This window comes from Mesorhizobium sp. M1E.F.Ca.ET.045.02.1.1 (genome assembly GCF_003952485.1).
Classification (GTDB): Bacteria; Pseudomonadota; Alphaproteobacteria; order Rhizobiales; family Rhizobiaceae; genus Mesorhizobium.
Window position 1 is genome coordinate 308,537 of record NZ_CP034447.1, and the last position, 19,793, is coordinate 328,329.

18 protein-coding genes and 1 pseudogene are annotated in these 19,793 nt (G+C 57.8%); 11 read left to right on the forward strand and 8 right to left on the reverse strand.

What is annotated here, in order from left to right; genetic code table 11:
- The first annotated feature begins 15 nt into the window (after window positions 1-15).
- The 9 genes from EJ070_RS01505 (at window position 16) to EJ070_RS36645 (ending at window position 7,058) form a co-directional block, all read left to right on the forward strand.
- A complete protein-coding gene (locus EJ070_RS01505; RefSeq protein WP_126038292.1) occupies window positions 16-894 on the forward strand; it encodes an ABC transporter permease in 879 nt (292 codons plus the stop codon).
- Complete coding sequence (locus EJ070_RS01510) at window positions 870-1,616, forward strand: ABC transporter ATP-binding protein (RefSeq protein WP_126038288.1); 747 nt, start codon at window positions 870-872, stop codon at window positions 1,614-1,616. Before EJ070_RS01505 ends, EJ070_RS01510 begins: the two co-directional genes overlap by 25 nt.
- A 50-nt stretch (window positions 1,617-1,666) precedes the next feature.
- Entirely contained in the window at window positions 1,667-3,013 is a 1,347-nt protein-coding gene (locus EJ070_RS01515) for an LLM class flavin-dependent oxidoreductase (RefSeq protein WP_126038285.1), read from the forward strand.
- Window positions 3,014-3,159: 146 nt separating this feature from the next.
- Complete coding sequence (locus EJ070_RS01520) at window positions 3,160-3,354, forward strand: hypothetical protein (RefSeq protein WP_126038282.1); 195 nt, start codon at window positions 3,160-3,162, stop codon at window positions 3,352-3,354.
- Between the two features lie 335 nt (window positions 3,355-3,689).
- The gene (locus EJ070_RS36635) at window positions 3,690-4,205 is read left to right on the forward strand and encodes a hypothetical protein (protein WP_210211056.1); all 516 of its coding nucleotides are present in this window, start codon (window positions 3,690-3,692) and stop codon (window positions 4,203-4,205) included.
- Between the two features lie 22 nt (window positions 4,206-4,227).
- A complete protein-coding gene (locus tag EJ070_RS36640; protein WP_210211055.1) occupies window positions 4,228-4,686 on the forward strand; it encodes an ABC-three component system protein in 459 nt (152 codons plus the stop codon).
- Complete coding sequence (locus EJ070_RS01530) at window positions 4,677-5,192, forward strand: ABC-three component system middle component 2 (protein ID WP_245455134.1); 516 nt, start codon at window positions 4,677-4,679, stop codon at window positions 5,190-5,192. The genes EJ070_RS36640 and EJ070_RS01530 overlap by 10 nt, the downstream gene beginning before the upstream one ends.
- Window positions 5,192-6,535: a hypothetical protein gene (locus EJ070_RS01535; RefSeq protein ID WP_210211054.1), complete on the forward strand. Its 1,344-nt coding sequence runs from the start codon at window positions 5,192-5,194 to the stop codon at window positions 6,533-6,535. The genes EJ070_RS01530 and EJ070_RS01535 overlap by 1 nt, the downstream gene beginning before the upstream one ends.
- Window positions 6,536-6,599: 64 nt before the next feature.
- On the forward strand, window positions 6,600-7,058 hold the full coding sequence (locus EJ070_RS36645; RefSeq protein WP_210211968.1) for a hypothetical protein: 459 nt from the start codon (window positions 6,600-6,602) through the stop codon (window positions 7,056-7,058).
- 143 nt (window positions 7,059-7,201) lie between these two features.
- On the opposite strand, the pseudogene EJ070_RS36650 reads toward EJ070_RS36645, so the two are convergent.
- From EJ070_RS36650 to EJ070_RS01550, 3 genes and pseudogenes are all read right to left on the reverse strand, one after another.
- A pseudogene (locus tag EJ070_RS36650) lies at window positions 7,202-7,668 on the reverse strand (transposase); the annotation flags it as partial.
- A gap of 463 nt (window positions 7,669-8,131) precedes the next feature.
- Window positions 8,132-8,911 (reverse strand): GIY-YIG nuclease family protein, encoded by a 780-nt coding sequence (locus tag EJ070_RS01545; RefSeq protein WP_095482962.1) that lies wholly within the window; start codon window positions 8,909-8,911, stop codon window positions 8,132-8,134.
- Window positions 8,841-10,043 carry a DNA cytosine methyltransferase gene (locus tag EJ070_RS01550; RefSeq protein ID WP_126038276.1) on the reverse strand — a complete coding sequence of 401 codons (1,203 nt, stop codon included), beginning with the start codon at window positions 10,041-10,043 and terminating at the stop codon, window positions 8,841-8,843. The genes EJ070_RS01545 and EJ070_RS01550 overlap by 71 nt, the downstream gene beginning before the upstream one ends.
- 96 nt (window positions 10,044-10,139) lie before the next feature.
- On the opposite strand from EJ070_RS01550, the gene EJ070_RS01555 reads away from it, so the two are divergent.
- On the forward strand, window positions 10,140-10,556 hold the full coding sequence (locus EJ070_RS01555; RefSeq protein ID WP_126038273.1) for a very short patch repair endonuclease: 417 nt from the start codon (window positions 10,140-10,142) through the stop codon (window positions 10,554-10,556).
- A 395-nt stretch (window positions 10,557-10,951) separates the two neighbouring features.
- Here EJ070_RS01555 and EJ070_RS01560 read toward each other — a convergent pair whose 3' ends face one another.
- From EJ070_RS01560 to EJ070_RS01580, 5 genes are all read right to left on the reverse strand, one after another.
- On the reverse strand, window positions 10,952-11,206 hold the full coding sequence (locus EJ070_RS01560; protein WP_126038270.1) for a helix-turn-helix domain-containing protein: 255 nt from the start codon (window positions 11,204-11,206) through the stop codon (window positions 10,952-10,954).
- A 116-nt stretch (window positions 11,207-11,322) separates the two neighbouring features.
- A complete protein-coding gene (locus EJ070_RS01565; protein WP_126038267.1) occupies window positions 11,323-12,231 on the reverse strand; it encodes a DUF3883 domain-containing protein in 909 nt (302 codons plus the stop codon).
- Window positions 12,224-14,116: a DEAD/DEAH box helicase gene (locus EJ070_RS01570; RefSeq protein ID WP_126038264.1), complete on the reverse strand. Its 1,893-nt coding sequence runs from the start codon at window positions 14,114-14,116 to the stop codon at window positions 12,224-12,226. The genes EJ070_RS01565 and EJ070_RS01570 overlap by 8 nt, the downstream gene beginning before the upstream one ends.
- Complete coding sequence (locus tag EJ070_RS01575; protein WP_126038261.1) at window positions 14,113-15,432, reverse strand: ParB/RepB/Spo0J family partition protein; 1,320 nt, start codon at window positions 15,430-15,432, stop codon at window positions 14,113-14,115. Before EJ070_RS01575 ends, EJ070_RS01570 begins: the two co-directional genes overlap by 4 nt.
- A gap of 2 nt (window positions 15,433-15,434) precedes the next feature.
- Window positions 15,435-16,250 carry a hypothetical protein gene (locus EJ070_RS01580; protein WP_126089940.1) on the reverse strand — a complete coding sequence of 272 codons (816 nt, stop codon included), beginning with the start codon at window positions 16,248-16,250 and terminating at the stop codon, window positions 15,435-15,437.
- An 898-nt stretch (window positions 16,251-17,148) separates the two neighbouring features.
- Between EJ070_RS01580 and EJ070_RS36085 the strand changes: the two genes are divergently transcribed.
- On the forward strand, window positions 17,149-17,673 hold the full coding sequence (locus tag EJ070_RS36085; RefSeq protein WP_127855960.1) for a hypothetical protein: 525 nt from the start codon (window positions 17,149-17,151) through the stop codon (window positions 17,671-17,673).
- Window positions 17,674-19,793 lie beyond the last annotated feature (2,120 nt).

Below are 19,793 nucleotides of genomic sequence, written 5' to 3' on the forward strand. Positions count from 1 at the left end.
CCGGACACGACACCGATGAACGCATTCTCGAACACCGCTGCGGTTGCACCCAACATTCCCTACGCAACGGATGAAAGGGGGCTGATTTCGCCTGCGGCCGAGCCCCGCAAGACCGAGACGAGGCGACTCGCACTTGGGCGAACGATCCCGTTTGGCGCGCTGATCGGGCCCGCACTTCTTCTTGTGATCTGGTCCATCGGCAGTATCGCCGGCCTGATCGATCCAAGAACGCTGCCGGCGCCTTGGTCGGTTGTCAGCACCGCCATCGATCTCATCGCCGAAGAGAAGCTTCAGCATCATTTGATGACGTCTGCCTGGCGGGCGGCACAGGGGCTGGTGTTCGGAGTCCTGATCGGGACCGTCCTTGCTCTCATTTCAGGTTTGTCGCGGCTTGGCGAGGCCATTATCGACGGCCCCGTTCAGATCAAGCGGGCGATACCGACGCTCGCTCTGATCCCGCTGCTGATGCTGTGGTTCGGCATCGGCGAGGGCATGAAAGTAACGGCCATCGCGCTGGCTGTCCTGATCCCGATCTATATCCAGACCCACAGCAGCTTGCGCAGCATAGACAGCCGTTTTGTCGAACTGGCCCAGACCTTGCGAATGGGCTACGGCGAATTCATCCGCGAGGTCATCCTGCCCGGCGCCCTTCCAGGGTTCTTCCTTGGCCTGCGCTTTGCGGTGACCTATGCCTGGCTGTCTCTGGTGGTGGTCGAACAGGTCAATGCCACCAGCGGCATCGGCTACATGATCGATCTCGCGCGCAACTACGGCCAGACCGACATCATCATCGTCGGCCTCGTCGTCTACGCATTGCTCGGGCTCGTCTCCGACGGCATCGTCCGCTTCTTCCAGGAAAGGTCGCTGTCATGGCGTCGCACCTTGGCGGATTGAGCGGCGCGCCCGTTGTGCGGGTCGAAAGCCTTGTGAGAAGTTTCGGGCCGCGAACCATCCTCGACGGCCTCAGCCTCGACATCGAGAAGGGGGAGTTCGTCGCCCTTCTCGGCCGTAGCGGGTCGGGCAAGAGTACATTGTTGCGCGCTCTCGCCGATCTCGACGACAAAGTCTCCGGCTCCGGCCGGCTCGAAACACCCGACAAGAAATCGGTGGTGTTCCAGGATGCCCGACTATTGCCCTGGAAACGAGTGCTGGAGAATGTGGTTCTTGGCCTCGACCTGCCGGACGCCGCCGAATGCAGACGGGTAGCTCTCGAAGAGGTTGGCCTGAGCGGCCGCCAGAACGCATGGCCAGTTGAACTCTCTGGTGGCGAGCAGCAGCGGGTGGCATTGGCGCGCTCGCTGGTTCGTGATCCTGAGCTGCTGCTGGCGGACGAGCCGTTCGGCGCGCTCGACGCGCTGACCCGCCTGCGCATGCACGATCTGCTGCGCCAGCTCTGCGCCCGTCACCAGCCGGCCGTTTTGCTGGTCACCCATGACGTGGACGAAGCCGTGACGCTGGCGGACCGTGTTTTGGTGCTCGACAAGGGCGCGATCGTCGCCGACATCGCAATCAATGTTCCCACCCCACGCGAACATGGCGATCGCCGGTTCGGCGAGATCCGCTCCGAACTTCTGCGTCATCTCGGTATCGAGACAAAGCCTGTGTTGCCCGTCTGAACGGCCCCCCAAGATCTGTCGCTCAGCATCACCACCCAGGAGGACGAACTATGCCCGCCGAAAAACGACAATTGAATCTCAACCTTTTCATCTATCCTGGCGGCCATCATGAAGCCGGCTGGCGCTACAAGGATTCCGCCCCTGAGAGAGTGCTGGATATCTCCTATTATCAGGAACTGGCGAAAAAGGCCGAGGCGAGCAAATTCGACGCGCTGTTCTTTGCCGATGGGCCCGCGCTTGCCGACAACATTCGCTACGCAAGCCGCTTCAGACTGGAGCCGCTGACATGGATTTCGGCTCTCGCTGCTGTGACGGAACGCATCGGCTTCATCGCCACGGCTTCGACCACCTACAACGAACCCTACAACCTGGCCCGGCTGTTTGCTTCTTTCGATCATTTGAGCGGCGGGCGCGCCGGCTGGAACATCGTCACGACGGGCGATGCGTCCGCAGCTTTGAATTTCGGCTTTGACCGACATCCAACCCACGCCGATCGTTACGAGCGCGCCGGCGAGTTCGTTGATGTGGTGACGAAGCTCTGGGACAGTTGGGAGGACGACGCGCTCGTCTCGGACAGGGAGTCCGGAATCTTTGCCGACACCGACAAGATCCACCCAATCAACCACATCGGCAAATACCATCGGGTGAAGGGACCGCTCACGCTTCCGCGCTCGCCGCAGGGGCGTCCGGTCTACGTCCAGGCAGGTTCGTCCGAAGACGGACGGTCATTCGCGAGCCGCTATGCCGAGGCGATATTTACAGCACATCAGACACTCGGCAACGCGCAGGAATTTTATTCTGACATCAAAGCGCGCGTGAAGTCGGTTGGCCGCAACCCTGACCACGTCAAGGTCTTGCCCGGCATCAGCCCCTTCATCGGTTCAACCGAGGCGGAAGCCCGCGCGCTGCATGACGACTTCAATGAGCTGACGCAGCCGGAATATTCCCTTCACCAGCTACGCCGCATCGTAGACGCCGACCTTTCCAGCTACGATCTGGACGGGCCATTTCCGCGCGAGCTTATCCGCGTCGAGGGCGAGCGCGGTGCGAGCAGCCGCTTCCACGTCGTACTCGACATCATCGAGCGCGAGAATCCAACAATCCGCCAGTTGCTCCACCGCCTCGCCGGGGCGCGCGGCCATTGGGTCCAGGCCGGGACGCCTGAACAGATCGCCGACAAGATCCAGGAATGGTTCGACAATGGCGCCGCGGACGGCTTCAATATCATGCCGCCGTATCTGCAGGGCGGGTTCGACATATTCGCCGAGGAAGTGGTGCCGCTCTTGCGCAAGCGCGGACTTTTCCGGCACGACTATGACGGGCCAACGCTGAGGGACCATTTCGGTTTGCCGCGCCCGGAAAATACGTTCAGCTGGCCGCAAAAGGCGACCGCCTGAGCTACCTTCGCATCGGGCATTCAACCTCAAAGCGTTACGCCAACACATAATAGTTTGTGGGGCCGCCAGGGAGACCCGCGCGATCATGACAGCCGCCATTTCCGCGTATCGGGACCCGACTGCCGGCACGGCTCCGATCAGGTCCCTTGCGAATCATCGGCGGCGGTGCCAGCTGCGTCCTGATGGCCGCGCTTGAGGAGATTCGGGCCGGACGGGTCTACGACTGCGCCGGCCTGATCGCGGATCCGGGCAAGAGCACCAACCCCCTGATCCGGTCCCTGCTCGCCACAGGTCGCGGACGGATAGGCTTCACCTCGACATCGCCACCGATGGCGCACTGATCAACCGGGAGGGAAGGCACAGCGACTTGTTGTACGTGTTGGCCCCTTATACGATGAGCGCATCTATCCGCTGATGCGCATCTGGTTCTTCGAGCGCGAGCGTTTCGATGAGGAATATTCCCGTCTGCGGGCCGGGTGGGTACGTGACAAACCCGATGAATGCCAGCCTGATTTGTTTGCTTGTTGATGTAACTTTGACCTCTTGCGAATAAGCTTTGACCGGACTGGCAAATGATGCCCATTGGATTTTTATCGGGCATGTATTGTGCGCTGGCTTGTCAATTGAACAAGGAACGGCGAACCTTGCTCCGCCGTTTCGAACCTAGAGCGATATCTTGCGCCCAAACTACGCCGTCCAGCTCACCGCATTGCCCAACGAACGTCTCGAAGCCTTTGTCAACGATTGGCTTGCGAACCGTACGAAGGACTACAACTCACACGAGCGTTGGTCCGGCACCGGCGATATGGGACGCGATGTCGTGGCTTACGTCACAGATCAGCGGCATGAAGGCCCTTGGGACAACTTCCAGTGCAAGCAACTCGGTGCCCGTCTATCGGAAAAGGCGGCGTTTGTTGAGCTGGGCAAAATCTTCATGCACGCAGCGAAGGGTGAGTACACGCTGCCGCGCTCCTATACGTTCGTCGCCCCTCGAGGGGTTGTGCGCAACGTTCAGGCCTTCATTGCACATCCGGAACGCTTCAGGCAGGCCTTCCTCGATCGGTGGGCCACCGACATAGCCGGGGAGTTGGTCGAGAATGCAACCGTCCCTTTGAGCGAGGAGATCCGCTCGGCAATAAATGCTTTCGACTTTACCCAGGTATTCTCTGGACGCCGTCCGTCTCGTCGATGACAGCCACGCGAAGACTGTGCTCGTGAAATGGTTCAACGATGATCCGGGACCTTCGCCGCTTGGCGTGGCACCTGACCAGCTGCAAGATCACGAATCTGCTTACATCAGTCAGCTGGTCGATATTTATGGCGAGCGCGCCGGATCAAAGTTCGAGAACCCGGCTGCGGTTCTACAGGACGCTCGGTGGGGCACCCATTTGCGTGATCAGCGAACTCGGTACTTCGACGCGGCCGAGTTCGATCGTTATTATCGTGACTCGACCCCTCCGGACTATCTTTCGACGTTCAAGGATGAGGTTTATCACGGGGTTTCGGATGTCTACACGGAGTCCAACGGTGACGGCCTGGATCGTGTGACAAGGGTGCTGTCGCAGGCGGCTACCATCCAAGCTTCCGGGGTGTTACGACGCCACGCGCGGGTGCAGGTCAAACAAGGTACCTGTCATCATTTCGCGAATGAGGGGCGGCTTCCGTGGAAGTGATCAGCGAGGGACGGCAACCGAGTCATCCTTTCAACAGCACCCTCGAGACCGGCATCCGAGCGGTGATGCTGTTGGAAGCATTTTATCCGCGTCAGTGTGATCTGATCGAAATGACTTGGCTGGACCACTTGGTCGTTCATACGGCTGACCTCGATGGAGAGGACGTGCCCCCCAGTCTCCATCCGGACTTGCCGAATCGCACCGGTGAACTCTTCGTTCGTCGTCAGCTGGTGGAGAAGAGCTTGCGCATCATGCAGCAGGTGCATCTCGTTGACGTCGTGGAAACAGACCTTGGCGTCACGTTTGTCGCCAGCGAAGATGCGCCAACCTACCTAGACCTGCTTCAGTCCGACTATTCGATGGCACTCAAAGAGCGTGCCCGCTGGATTGCCCAGCGCTTTGCTGGAATGGCGACGGTCGAAATCAAAGCTGTGATTGAGGCCAAGATCGGCCGCTGGACCGCCGAATTCCGCGCAGATCACGCCCCCACCGGCAGTAGCGCATAATGGCGAGCGGCATCACGATTCGTCACCTGGTTTTCACAGGACCATCAGTCGCGCCGGCTGAACTGTCGTTCAACGATGGCCTCAACATAGTTTACGGAGCCTCCAACACCGGCAAGTCGTTTACGACCAAGGCGCTAAACTTCATGCTGGCAGCGACCAAGGAATTGCCCAAAACTGAGGAAATCACGCACTACGATGCTGTTTGGCTAGGACTGACGCTCTCTAGCGCCCGAGACGTCACACTTTATCGGGCTACAAAGGGCGGCGCGTTCCGTGTGCACGATGGGATGATCAAGAATACACCCTCTGCGGCGGGGGCCATCCTTCAAGGTAAATTCGACGCCAAGCGAAGCGACAACGTTTCATATTTCCTCCTGGAGACGCTTGGCCTTGCGAACAAGGTAATCGTCAAAAGCGCGAACGCGGAAAAAGATACTCTCTCGATCCGCTTGCTATCTCCGTACGTCGTTGTGTCGGAGGAAGACATCATTTCCGAGAGAAGTCCCGTCCTCTATTCTGGAATTCCCAGTCAGCGGACGTTTGAACGGAACTTGTTCCGTCTGCTTCTAACCGGCAACGACGATGGCGCGGCTGTTACCGTTGCAGGTAAAAAGGAGAAAAGTGTCGCCCGAACTGCAAAGGTTGAGTTGGTCGATGAGATGATCGCTCAACTTGATGAGGAGATTGGCGAGGGTGGGCCGACGCGTGAGGAGCTCACCGAACAGATCAGAAAGATCGAAGGATCCCTAGGCTCCCTGCATGACAACTTGCGTCAGGCTCAAAACAATCTTGACAGCCTTGTGACCGAGCGTCGGCAGCTTGTGGAAACCCAACGCGACCTGGTTCCTCGATTTACGGAACTCGAAGTGACGCTGCAGCGCTTCGGCCGTCTTAGTGAGGTCTACAAGTCCGACATTGCCCGGCTACAGGCTTTGGAGGAGGGCGGATTCATACTGGTCACTATGGCGGAACGCGATTGTCCGGTCTGCGGGGCGCCGCCTGCGGTCCAGCGGCACAATCATGCCGCAGATGAGATCGCCCTTGCTCACAGGGCTGCTGCCGCCGAGGTGAGGAAGATTCAGATTGAGCAGCGTGAACTAGGTCAGACGATAACATCGCTTGAGGCCGAGGCAACGGGCTTGCGAAGCAGGTCTGCAAAGTTGTCGGACGAGATTGATCGTGCTGGGAAAAGAATAGAGGACGCTCGGCCCAAAGAAATCGCTGCACGTCACCTCTACGAAGAACTCTCTGCCACCAAGGCACGGCTTGATCGAGCGGAAGACCTTTACGAGAGAAGGGACCGTCTCGTGGTTCGTCGATCCCAGATCGAAGAAGGTTTCTGAGGGCAAGGCAGACAAACTCGACGTGGGTGTGGATAGCACAATTGCCTACACATTCGGAGAGGTCGTGCGAGAAGTATTGACGGCTTGGAAATTTCCACAAGCCGACCGCGCGCAGTTCGATATTGAAACGAACGATGTTACCATCGGAGGTAAGCCCAGGTCGGCGAACGGAAAAGGCGTCCGGGCCATCTTGCATGCCGCATTCAATGTTGCGGTGCTTCTCTTCTGCCGGCGCCGAGATTTGCCACATCCCGGCTTTTTGGTTCTAGACACACCGCTTCTCACATATCGCGAGCCGATGAAGAGCAAGCACGGCGAGCTTTCAGCCGACGAGGAAGAACTTAAGAAAACAAGCCTTGCGACGCACTTCTATGAACATCTCGCTGGCCTGAAAGACCTGGCGCAGATCATCATAATTGAGAATTCCGACCCCCCGAACGGAATTCGGCCTCTAGCCAAAATTGAGACCTTTACCGGCGTGGACGGTGAAGGCAGATACGGTCTTTTCCCTAAGCTGGGTTAGCCCCAACTCAAACCCGTGCACGTACAGTTGACGCACGAGGATACCTCGTGGCGGCACCGGGCATTGCGAACAAAACAAGAATCTGGGATCGTCCAAAGTGATAGCTTGGGATGATTCGAACTGTGACTGCCACCGCTACATGGATAAGGTTCGGCAAGCCGCTGCTCAAATAACGCCTTCAGCGCCTCATCCAGCCGCGCCGTCGCCTCGCTCACCGTCGAGGCCGAAAAGGAATGGCCGCACAGCTCTTCGGTGATCGCCTTGACCTTGCGGGTTGACACGCCTTGCACGTACATCTCGACCAGCGCCGATACCAGTCCCTTCTCCGAGCGCTGGTAGCACTCGAACAAGGAGAACCGGCCGACCCGATCCTGCGGAAAGCGAAGTTCCAGGACCCCAACCCGCGTCACAAGCTTGCGCTCATAATAGCCGGACCGGTAACCAACCCGCTCCGCCGTTCGCTCGCCTTTCTCGGCCCCGATCGCCTCCGTCATCTCGGCTTCCAAGCCTCCTGCACGACAGTCTGCAAAACTCTGCGAAAGGCGTCCTCATCTGACAACAGCAACGCTTTCAACTCGCCTCTGCTCAGTCTAACGTCTCGCTTGGTCATGGCACTTGCCCTTCCACGGGAATCGGTGATCGCAACGTCACCAGCGTGCCATGGCCGCCCCTCGCCTCAGAGTAAGGGCTGTTCTCTCTCCAGAGCTTTTTGCAGAACCTTCAGGATACTATCTAAGCAAGCTGCCCCACAGTTTTTAGTAAACACTTCAGTGTTGTTTGACGACAATGCCGGCGAGAGAGACGCAATGCATGTTGGCGCATTTTATGAATTTTTTGCGGGGCGGGATGGCGCGGGCCGGATTGGGTGTGGTCTTGCCTATTCGCCTTGATCCGAGAAAAGCGGCGGGCTACGCCGCTAACTTGGGCGGCGAGATTGACGATCGGCGACGTCGCTAAGGTCGATGTCGCCCAATTCCCCTGACGCAGATGACCCGACGCCGACGGTGACCAAGGGCATCGCGCATAATTGTTGTTTATGTTTAACCCACTTTCGACGCGATGCACTCAGTTCGTCAGTGTGGAATCGCAGTTCCGTCCCCGTCCAAGTCTCCCTTTGTGTCCTCTTCGTCCTCGGCTCCTTCCTCTACTAGGCTCTCGCCGCCGAGTTTCTCGAAGCGTCTTTCCGCCAGCCAGTTCATGCGCCTAGTCTGGGTCACGAGCACACGTCGAAGGCCCATCTTTACCTCGCGTTCGGAGATGACCTGCGACAGCTTGGACACGATGAGCGCCCGACGTGCCAAACGGGTGTCCGGATGGCCGCGCAACTCCTGGATCCGGTCGGAGACAATCGAACCACGCATGGAAGGCGGCTCGGTGATTTCTACAGTCGGCGCCGGCGGGTCCTTCTCATTCAGGATCGCCTTGAACTTGCTCTCGTTGCGTAGCCGAGTGAAGACAAGGTGCTCGAGCGCGTTTAGGTGCGCATTCGCCGTTTTAAAGTCAGAGTGCTTCGACCCCACGGCCTCGAACTGCGGCAGTGGCCAGACCTGTATCTCCGCCACCTCAAAAGGGTCCAACACCGACATCGCCACAGCGTCGGTGCGCTGGTTCGTGAGGTGGCGCCCGACGCGGCCGGAAACCTTCTCCTTGGTCTGGCCGACGTAGATCGGCTCCCCGTCGTAGTCGTAGAACGCGTATACTCCCCAGCGATAGCTGCCGACGGGACGCTTCTCACCCGAGGGGTCGTCGTAGAGAGTTTCGCGGAAGAATTTCCGAATGGCCTTACGCAGCTCGTCCGTTTCGAGCGGCGGTGTTTTCGTGCTGTCTGTTGTGCTGTTCGGGAGTTTCGCCATGTTGTCCCTCGGTCGCTCGGAGGACCGGCTCGAACAGGTGCTGCGCCAGAAAGCGAACGACCGGAACTGCCACCCCGTCCCCTGTAAGGTGGTAGCCTTCATTGTATGCGCGAGGCAACTTGTAGTCGTCCGGAAGTCCCATGAGCCGTGCGGTCTCCCTCGCGCTGATCAAGCGCGACCGGACACGGGCGCCGTCCACGACCATGATCGTCTGCCGGGACGACCCTCCCGTCGGTGTGCGCAGGCAGCCCGCGATCTCGTCGAAGCGCACTTCCGCTCTTACAGCTTTCCCGTTAGGATTCTGCGGTCTCGTCCGCTTGTAGACGGTCCCCACCATGCGGCGCCCGGCCCGCTTCGCGGCCTCAAGCTTCGCGATATTCACCGGAGACATCTGGGCGATCAGCCGCGCGGTCTGTTCCGTGGTGTGCCATTCGACGCTCGAGGGATTTTCTTCGACGAGGTCGGCGAAGCATGTGTTGCGGACAGGCGGAGAAGGAAGATTCCACCACAGCCACCGCTTCCGCGCCTTTGCAGGAATCCTTGCGACCGCGTTTTGAAGGCCGCGGGAATGGAAGGGCGCCACCGGCTCCGGCGATAGCATGGCCTCGTGCACCTCGAAATCCCCCCGGACGCCGATGACGAAGAGCCTTGGGCGACTCTGCGGGACAAAAAGTTTTGCGTCGATGACCATAGCGCCATAGCGGTAGCCCGCTTTCGCGAAAGTCTCGGCGATCGCCACGAAGTCAGCGCCTCCGTGGCTGGTCAGAGTCCCGTTAACGTTTTCCAGCGCGATGATCTTCGGACCGCGGGCCTCTGCGATCAGGCCGTTCATAATCGTCCAGAACGGATAGAAGGTTCCCGAACGCTCGCCTTTCAATCCAGCGCCGCCTCCGGCAAGCGACAGATCCTGACAGGGGAATGACCCCCAAGCTAAGTCGGCAGTGCCGGGGAGCTTGTCGATCTTGACTTGGCGAATATCACCGATAGTCAGCTCGCCGCCGGTCCCCCAGTTGACCTGATACGTCAGGCCTTTTTTTACATCGAAATCGTTAGCGAAGGCACACTGCCACTCTGGACCAAGTCCGGCACGCGCCATCCCTCCGCCGGCGAAAAACTCATAAAATGTCCGCATGATCTCCCCGTGATTCGCGCGTAATGCTAGCATACCCCACGCCGAAAATGGTTTACGGTTTGTTCTCATCCGTAACATGCTCACCATGAATTTTCCATGACTGCGAACGTTGATCCTGCCAGAAGCCGACAAATGTCCTTGGTCCGGTCAACCGGCACAAAACCGGAGATGGCCGTCCGCCGCCTCGCGCACGCACTCGGCTATCGCTTCAGGCTGCACCGCAAGGACTTGCCCGGGAAGCCCGACTTGGTGTTCTCCCGGCGACAGGCCGTCATCTTCGTACATGGGTGCTTCTGGCACGGACATGGGTGCAAGCGCGGCGCGCGTATGCCGAAAAAGAACCGGGAATACTGGTCGGCGAAGATCGCGAGGAACGTCGAGCGCGATGCCGCGAGCGTCGCAGCGATCGAGGCCGACGGATGGCGGGTCCTAGTGATCTGGGAATGCGAGATGAAAGACGCGGACCGCCTTGCTCGCCGACTCGCCGACTTCCTGGGCAAGCATGCTTCTTAAAAATCCCGGAGTGGCTGACTCCCTTTCTTACCTCGGTTTCAAGATCTAACATGTTCGTCAATAATCTTACTGCGTCATAAATACCGTTCAATTGATGAAAGGCTGCATTTCTATTGTGGCGTTTTTTGCACAAACAATTCGACACAAATCGGGCATGGTGGCCCTTACTTTCCGCAGCGATCACAGCGCGGAATCAGATAATGCATCCGAAAGTTGGCGTAGAGCTCACGGTGACGGATGCCGAAAACTGCCTCATGGCGATATGAATGCGACAGATGCCCTTTTCCTGACAGTCTTCGGCAAACCTTGGCCCAAAGCGAAAAAAGGTCTTCATTCATCTGAGACGGTCTGATCACGGCCCATGCCGTGCCGCCGGCAAGGCAAAGCAAGGATTACTACGTTGCCACGTGACACTCGATCTCGCGCCCACGGAGACCAATGAAATCCGACCTGAATAGCCAAACGACCCCTACGCCCGATATCGCGCCCTCCCGTGATTTCGCGCAGGTTGACAGGGTGAACTCGGCAACGAAATTGGCACCCTGTCGCGACACCTTGAGCTCCTTCTGGATCATGGTGGTGGAGACCAGCGGCCGCGACAACAGCAACTCGATCAGCCGCGGCAGTTTGAGCTCGATGCGTCGCTCCATCTGCTCCCGGGCTATCACACTGCTAGGCACCGGGGCCTTTTATGAATGTGCGGTCTTTCCAGATGGATGGTCTTACAGTTCTCCGGACGCGCAAGCGACAACGAGGCGCGCACATCTTACCTACACTCCAGTGAGAAGGTGTTATCCACGCGCAGTGCGCTTGGAATCCACATATCGGGGGTCGGGCGAAATTCAGCGGAATCGGTCCATTGGAACGTCGGCGATGGATCAGGAGCCAACGCTTGGAGCGCGCCGCTGCTAAGTTCACGGACCTCCTCTACATGAGCGGCTATGATGGTTCGTTCCACCATTACACTTGACGAAAATATCACCTGAATGAGTCGCCATTCGGACCCGAACTTTGCTGCTTTGTCGAATTCGTTGCGCGACACGAATACACGGTCTGCGGTGGCTCTTACGCACGCCTTCACCTCCAAGCGCTCGGTAGCAGAGGCCCGACGGTTCTCAATGTCGTAGCCGTACCAATCAGAGAGGAGCGCCACATGCACCGGTGAGTATCTCTCATAACGAAGGGCCGACATGATTGCGAGTTCGCCAGCATTGCCGAGCATCTTTCTGCGCTCGTCAAAGGACGCACGTGTTAGCCGATGATGTATTTCGACGAGCAGCGGTTCCAGGTCCGGCCCAAGCCAGGAAAGGGCTTCTAGGTCACTGTCGGGAATGAATTCTGGGGCCAGACGCCCGTCGACAATTGCAGCTCCAATCCACGCCAGAGGGCATCTCTGCAGCAAGAGACGGGCAATGCCCAACAGACTATGTCGATCAGCCTTGCTGTCGAAAGCGGCAAGTACGGGATTGATCGCGACGACATCGGTTATGCTAGCGAGGTTGATATCTACGAGCAGCCTCGCGGTACCTAGGACGTCAGTTGAGGCGGCCATGATGGTCGACTTCCCGCTCGCGGATATCACCCAAGAGTTGAAGTCACCTGAAGGCCTCAGCCGCGCACTGTAGGCCAGCAGGAAGGCAGCATGACAGCGTCCGCGACTTGGCAACTCATACATCTATGGTTCCGACGTGTGCGGCTACGGCCTGCCAATCATCCTCGAACGCAGGTGCACCGCCTTCGCCCTCATCTGGAGAAGGTAGTGAGATCTGGACTAGGCCGGGATCATCCATCAAACGGGAAAGCGCCCTGACCTTGTCGTGAAGCCTTCCGTCAACCGTATTGTCGATGGTGTTCGAGCTGATGAGTAGCGTGAAGCGCGTTTTTACATCCGCCGACAGCCCAAGCCTGTGAATGCGATCCTGGCTCTGCAGGAAGTGGCCCGCATTGAACGTCCTATCCAGGAACACAGCGTTGTGACACCAGTGATGGAGGCTGATGCCCTCGCCGCAGGCTGCAGGATTTGCCAGGAGCGCAACGCAGTGGGCATCATGTCGGAACCGCCGAAATTCATTCTCGCGCGTTAGGTCGCCAGGGGGAGCACCGTCGTCGGAGGGAACCCCTCCATGCACTATTGCCGGCTGATATTGCGCAAGCATTCGAGCCAACACCTTTAGGTTGCGCACGAAGTTGGACCAGATCAGGACCTTCTCGCCGCGTTCGGCTGCTGCCGCTACAATGGAAAGCACTTGTTGGTATTTCCACGGCGTCTCAAAGTTTTTGTAGCTTTGTAGCAGGTTGACGAGCGGCTCGCTGCTCGACAACTCGAGCGGCGGGTGAAGGAATCCTGGATCATCACTCTCATCCGAACCGGCCGTTAACAGCATGGGGTTTGTCGCGGCCTCGAGCAGGTACATTACTATGCGGCCAAGGCGCTGCATCTCGTGCCGACCGCGGTCGGGAAGCGAAAAAGTGGCGCGGTAGCGACCCACGAGCGTATCATAGATCGCGCTTTGAATGGGTCCCATTTGTCTGCGGATAACCTCGAACGTTATGGGAGGCAGCTCCAGCTCGCTCTTGGGAGTTCGAACGAAGTACCGCGTAATCGCTGCGTGAGTCTCGCCGAGAACATTCGGATCGCGCCCCAGCCTTTCGATGTAAGCAGACCTCGGAAGAATCTGGCGATCCTGGCCCGGGTATAGGAACTTCACCAGAGCCACTAGATCGTGCGCGCCTTGGGGGGCCGGCGTACCAGTTAGCACGTCTCGGCGATGAGCCGCATAGGCCAAATCCAACACAGCACGACCATGCACCCCCGAAGCGCCGCGCTTCACACGATGGGCTTCGTCGAGCACAACCTTGGTAGCCCCATTCGCCACGAAGGCTCTGATAATGTCATAATCGCTTGCGACGCGATTGTAATTTGAGAGCAGGATCTCCGTGTCTTGCGGGATAATTGTTTCGGGACCCCCAAAGATTACAACGCGCGGTGGCTTTTTGAAGCAAGCGACTGCATCCTCATCCCAGGCTCCGAAGGCGGCGATTGGCGCAACGACCATAAGACGGTCGATACTTCCTCGAGCGCGACCCAAAGCAAATGCCGCCAGCGCCACCGTCGTCTTACCCGCTCCAGGAACCGAAAAGTCCGCAGCATGCGGCAGACGCATGAGGCGGGCGAGATTTCTCAGTTGAAAGGGCTTCAAATTCCTTTTGAACCCGGCGGCCTCAAGCTCGGCCGCGAGGGCCTCAAGCTCGGTTTCGCTTGCCTCACCGGCTTCGATCGCCACGGAACGGGCACGGCGATCATCAGCCATTAATCGCAACTGTGATGTGAGGGTCGGTCCTAACTCAACCCGCTCTGCAAACACTGCCCGAATGTCGCGCAGGACATCGAGTTCCGCCATGAACACATCCGGGTGCACCACTGACTGCCGTGCCGATCCAGTGAGGATGCCGCGTGCAAAGGCTTCCTGCAGCCGGGCCCAGGCACCAGGATTCGTATCGTCCAAGCGATCGACGACGACCGTCGGACGGTCCTGCCGATAGAGCTCGGCACGGATCATCCGCGTGCCTCGAGCTTGCTCACTTCGGCCTTGAGCGCGGCCACCTTGGTTTGGAAGTCGGCTTCATTCCATCCGTCAAAGCTACGCGCCCGTTCAAGCGCAGCAGCTGCGCGGCCAACCTGCTCCTTGGCGGCGGCAAGACGGCTCAATGGAGCCACGAGCGCCTTTGCGTCCTTAGAATCCTCATCGGCTTCCTGTGCCGCGACGGCGATGGCAGCCCCTACGGAAGCAATTAGATCGGATACGACAGCGCTCTTGCCATCTGCGAGAGTCACTATCTCTTCGCTGCGCTTGCGCGCGAAGAAGGCGAGGATATCGGAAAGGTCCTCTTCCTGTGCTGCATCACCGAGGGCGTCATCGAGAACATCGCCGCCATTGTTGGGCACATCATGCCTGATGGCACAAAGCAGCGGTGCGATTGTCGGATCCGATTCCAATTCCTGCCTGACTAGTGCGGCGGCATCCGGCCGCTGAAGGTGGCGAAGATCGCGGTAGTTGACCCCGGTCAGCGTGCCAAGGAAGTAGGCGCCCCGAACGGAATTGGCCTCAGCCTTAGGCTTAGTTCGGATGTGCCTAGTGAGTTCCTCAAAAGCCGACTCGTTCTCATCAAAGTCGGCGTGGTGGCGAGTGCCGTCTGACAGTGCCACCAGCTGATGCAGCTGCTGCAGCTTTTCATACTGCGCCCGAACCTTGGGTACATCCTTGTGCATCCTCGCCGCGACTCGATCCCAGTTCTGGGCTTCGCGGTTGAACAGTTCCTCGATCAAGAGCGCTTCATTGACCCACGAATAGTCTTCGCGGAAGTCACGTGCGATCTGCAGCTCAGTCTCGAGATCGACCAGTTCATCCATGGTCGCATCGGCCGGAAGGACGAGGCAGCGGACATATCGAGAAGGCGCATGCTGATTGTCTAAATAGAGGCTACGAAGCGCAGCGGACCTACGGTTGCCGTTTACAAGAACGCCCTCCGCAGTAGCTACGGCCGGCTCCTGCTGACCACGTTCTCTCAGATCAGCCTTGAGATCATAGAAGCCCGGCTGAGATTTCAGGATACGAAGCTGTGCCGCTTGTGCTTCCGACCCCATCGGGTCCGCCGAAAACAGGTCTGGGCGCCCCTTCGTCTCAATCTCTCGCATCTGTTCAGCCTTAGTCCGGTGGTTCAGAGTGGAGAGCCGCACCCACGTCACCTCCAGGTCCACCAGCGGCAGTTCGCGATCTGGCCGCGACCAGGCGGCCAGCAGCGCGCGTCGTTTCGACGAGCTCTGGCGCGCGACAAGGTGTTGGACTCGTTCCTGATCTAACACAGGGTTCATCATTTTTAGCTCCTGAAGGTGGTCAACCGTCCCGGACCAAACCGGGAGGCGACTGTGGTCCTGATGCCGCGGACGCCTTGGTGAAACCCGATGTACCCGGTCAAAACACTTGCATTGCCTGCATCGACATTGAACGAAGAGAGCAGAACTGCCGGGAATCGCCGTTGGCGGCGACCGTGCCAGTTGAAGTCAGGTCCTTGGCCCCGCTCCGGCATGATCCAGATACACGGAGGAGGAATGCGGTTTCCGCCAATCTCCACTGCCCGGCCCATCTTCGGACACGGTCGAAGGTCTGACCCGCAGAGGTCATTGTGGAAGATGATGCCATCAAGCGTATCTGGTGCATCCGAGAAAAAGCGACGGCGGAGTCGGTTGACCCCTTTGAAAACATGTTCTCCGGGTTCCGAGGCCAGACTCGGGCACAACCACCAAAGGTAGGTCTCGACCGCCCATGAGGGAACAGACCATGCAACGCTGCTGTGAGCGCCGTCGGGACACCCCTTCTGGATGATGGCTACGTTACCAATGTCAGGCACGGCCAGTTGGTAAACCGTATCCTTTCCGTAGACTGGGCGAACCACACTGGCTATCGCGCCCACAGCCAACATATGATCGAAGATCATACCCAGAAAGTCACGCCGATCGGCATTGCTGGCGGCCGTGCTGCCGCGAAGCTTCTCGATCGCGGCAGGGAGGGCCAATCTAAACTCGCCCGCCGAGAGTCCTCGCTGATAAAGGTACTGCGGGTCATCGGCGATGCCGCTGACGATTTCGGCAACGCGATTTACCACCTCCTCCGGCGGTGCCCCCGATGGCGACATGGTGCAGCTTCTTCACCAGCCATTAATCCCCCCATATCGCCGGTATTTAACGCGCCGGCCGACGCGATGTGTTCAAGCGTTATAATGATGTGAGGGACGGACTGCAAAGAGTCGGCCTCAACAAAACGATGTTCGCGGCTATTATTTGTCAGGAGTTCTGGCTTTCGCGCCCGCCTCTCTCATTGACAACGGGTACACTCTGAACCGATGCGGGAGAGAGCACTAAGCGCGGGCCGCAGCACTGTCGCTTTGCAGTTAATGATGAGAGTTGCTTGTCAACGCTTTCAGTATGTTAGCTATACACCTAATTTGAGAATGTGCACTTAATTTGATGATGGAGCCCGGCCATTGGCATTTAATTTGAGAATCAACGTCAACACCTTATCGGGCTAGTATTTCTCGAAAACGTCTTATGGAATTCAATGGTTCAAGGCTTTCGGAAAATACGATTGAAATTCGAGAATCCGAACTTCAATATTCCTAAATTATATGCCAATCATGGTCGAAACTACTGCTTTCTTACAGTTAACTGCCAAAGCGACAGATTTTGATGTCAACGCGGCAACTGACTCATGGAGCGTCAGATAATATACCCTGCTTGCCTATAGCAGAATGCGACGTGGTTCTGGACTCAACGTTTACGCTTTCAGAGCTCACCATTTTTGAGATGGCAGGCTTACAACGGGTGGTTTCTTGGTCAAGCGGAGATTGCAGAATACGAGGCGGTTCTAAGCTGCCCATATGCACCGACTCCGCTACGACCCTGCGCCAATGCGGAGGCTGAGGGCACTGAGATGGTTCATCTTAGGCTAATCGCAGCAACTACCATTTTGGAGGGATAATATGGAATACAAGCTACACAGGATCGCACCCAATTCAGAAGCCGTCACGCGGCAGATTGAGCCAGAAGGGGGTCGGCAGCTACGTTCATGAACACGGGTTCGGGCACGAGGACTGGAATTTCAATATTGATTTCGCGATCGATGGACAGGTCGTCGGCTACACGGTAGCGCTTCCTGCCAAGAAATATGAGGGCCAGAGATTTGGCCTGGTCCTAGCGACCTTCGATGCTGGCGGGTGGCGAGCGGCAGGCTATTACGACGGAGCCATATTACTTGATAAACCCGCCGCTCCGTCAGCCTCAGCGGTGGAGCAGATGGCGATTGATGTTTTCGAACTCGCCAAAATCAATCAGGTTGCCCATCGATACATGAACCAAACACTTACCCAGATAGAGAACTCCATCCGAAGCGATTTTGTGTACTTTCGCTTGGGCGGTCCCAAAAGATCGGATTGTCGTATTCCGGGAGTCGCTACCAATACCGCCAAACATTTTCGAGCCCGGCCGGCAAAGGATGGTAACTTCGTACAACTTGTCCGAAGAGCAGTTCAGGGCGATCACGAAGCTAGGAGCAGATGCTAGTGGAAGAGAGGGTGAGCGTTCCGAAGAAGAAGGCGCACGCAGGCTCAGGCTTCATTGGGCCATTGAACGGAAGCCGCAACTGGTCGCCGCTTTCAAGGCGAGCCTGACTTCATTCGCATGCACGGTTTGCGGCTTTGATTTCGAGAGAACTTATAAGGAGCGCGGCATTGGCTTCATCGAATGCCACCATACGAAGCCCGTGGCAGAAATACGGCCCGGCGAAAAGACGCGATTGAGCGACCTTCGGGCGGTCTCCTCAAACTGTCACCAGATGCTACACCGCAAACCCATGCTCATGGTGGAAGAACTCAGGGATGTAGTGGAAGGGAAATAAGCTGAACGTTCATCCTTTGCCCGACGGCTCAAAGACTATCACGTGGCAGTTGTGCAGGACTATGGCTAAGGCGAGCACCGGCATCGGCTGCCGCTCGATAACCGGGTGAAGTCGGCGCGAATCCGAGGCAGAGAAGGGGGCGCCCAGAGTGTTACTTTTCAGCATGTCGCTTGGCCGCTCGGTCTGCACGTAAACGCGATCCGGGCCGAGAGGTGTTCGTTGACCGCGCTATCGACACCGCCATCACCAGAACGGCCAAGTTGGGCGACGCCGATGAGCGACAGGCGCTTGTGGATGTCTCAGCCAGGATCCGTGTATCTTTGGGACAACAATCGCCAAGGTGAAGAAGATAGATCAAATGTCTCTTCCTGAAACGTGTCGGAGACTGTCAGCACATCGTTGGCGATTGTGAATGTCGCCGAATTGGACTGCATCGTTGCACCGTCTCTGTTGACCCAATTCAGCGAACTCCGGCCATTGCCGATCGAGCAATTGTAAATTTGTCCCAACTCGCTTTTAAATGAGAACCATTGACCCTGCTGCTCCACGTATTCGGGCGGCAACTTCAAATAAAAATAGGTATGAACCCCGGCAGTACATATGGCGTCATCCAGCTAACGCTGGCCATTCGTCAAGGATGATTTCCCTCTTGATGAGTTTGACGTCACAGCTACGGAGGTCATCGCAATACTCGCTGTGGCCGGCTGAGCTGAAATTGTCGATCCTCTAAACCAAATGAAGCAACACATCCCAACAAGCGCAACGATCAGCCAGCCGGTCAAGCCGCCGCGTTCTTGGCCTGGAAAGGCCGTTCGCTGCCTCGAATTGTGATCTCAGGCACAGAGCGGTCCGGTGTTGTGTTGTGCAGCGACCCAAAGCGCAACACGTGGCCCGTTGCAAACGGGACAGACCACGGCTGTCAGCGGAATGACACTTTGGCATTTGGGGCAATGTTTTTCCTGAGACTCGGGCAATGTCATCGCTTGTCCCCCGGGAGCAGACGCTGCCGCTCCGCCGCGAAAGTCCACCGTTCTTCAGTGGCAGAAAACCTTAGCACCCACACACTGTCATAGTCATCACGACGAAAAGTAGTGCGGGACCTTTTCACACGCTATAAGTGCGTCTATAACCGGACGCGTCAGTCTTTGCCGCAGCAGGTCCAGGTAAAAGGTGTTTGGCGGGAACCGAGCGGCCGCCTTGGCGATGATAATCCAGGTGGTCACGCGCGCTTTGATGCGGCGCCGCGGCACTGTCCCCAATTTCGGTCACAATGACATCTCTGCCGATCGGGATTTGCGGAGATCGTCAGCCGCTGCGCTGACAGGTACATCAGTGGGCACGGCAAGCCGCCGCAGGAGATTTTTATCCACGGCCGCACCCGGTTCAATGGTGCGGAGAGTGAGGGCTTCCGCAGCGCGGTTCCGGCGGGAACGACTATTTCCGGCATCCAGATTACCAAGCCGAATGACCTCAAGCTTTTTCGCAAAGGCGGCGTGCAGTTTTGCGGGGCCTGGCGCTTGAGATCGACCATCGCAACGCATTTTGAGAGGTTCCAACGCCCTTGAAGGTGCTCATTGTTTTTGGTGACACGCGGCTCCATCAGGTGCTGGCTGATGTTCTCGCTCTGACGAAGCTGAACTTCAATGCGTGCCTTTTCAGCGACGGTTAGCCGGACACTCTCCGATTTGCCGACGACATCGGGGAAATCTTGACCGCGATACCGGGCGTGGGGTCGAAACCGCTATCGTTTCGGCACTACATTTAGCCAGCAATGACGCCTGCAAAG